This window comes from Pontibacter rugosus (genome assembly GCF_042678745.1).
Classification (GTDB): domain Bacteria; phylum Bacteroidota; class Bacteroidia; order Cytophagales; family Hymenobacteraceae; genus Pontibacter; species Pontibacter rugosus.
Genome location: NZ_JBHTLD010000502.1, coordinates 1 through 638, shown reverse-complemented (window position 1 = coordinate 638; position 638 = coordinate 1). Strand labels below are relative to the sequence as shown.

Genomic DNA, 638 nt, shown 5'->3' with positions numbered 1-638 from the left:
GCTTCGGGCGTGTCAAGCTGCTCGTAGTACTGCTCGCGCACCTGCACGATGGGGGCGAAGCCGCAGGCGGCCAGGCACTCCACTTCCTTGAGCGTAAACAGACCGTCTTCGGAAGCCGGACCGCCTACTTTGGCACCCGTGATACGCTCCAAGTGGGCCGTCAGCTCGTCGGAGCCGCGCAGCATGCAGGGGCCCGTACGGCAGATTTCCAGCACGTGCTTGCCCACCGGCTTGAGGTTGAACATGGTGTAGAATGACGACACCTCGTACACTTCAATCGGTTTGATGCCCAGCACGTCAGCTACCAAGTCCTGCACTTCGGGACTTACCCAGCCACCAAATTCGGCCTGGGCAATGTGCAGCACCGGCAGCATGGCCGACTTGCGGCGGTCGTCGGGGTATTGCTTACAGATGCGCTCAATCTCGGCCTTCGCGGCTTCGGAAAATTGCGGCTTGAGGGCAGTCGATTCCATAACAGTCAATTCAGAAAAACTACGCGTCGAGCTCCCCGGCAATTACGTTCATCGAGCTCAGCGTCACGATGGCGTCGGAGAGGGTCTGGCCGACTACCATTTCGGTGTAGGCCTGGTAGTAGATGAAGCAGGGGCGGCGGAAGTGCAGGCGGTAAGGCGTGCGAC

2 protein-coding genes are annotated in these 638 nt (G+C 60.2%); both read right to left on the bottom strand.

The window, feature by feature from the left end; all coding sequences use genetic code 11:
* A partial coding sequence (locus ACFQ2O_RS22145; protein WP_377533176.1) for an NADH-quinone oxidoreductase subunit NuoE family protein occupies window positions 1-473 on the bottom strand: 473 nt, incomplete at its 3' end.
* Between the two features lie 19 nt (window positions 474-492).
* Window positions 493-638, bottom strand: a 146-nt coding sequence (locus ACFQ2O_RS22140; protein WP_449301397.1) for an NADH-quinone oxidoreductase subunit D-related protein, incomplete at its 5' end; no start/stop codon positions are given.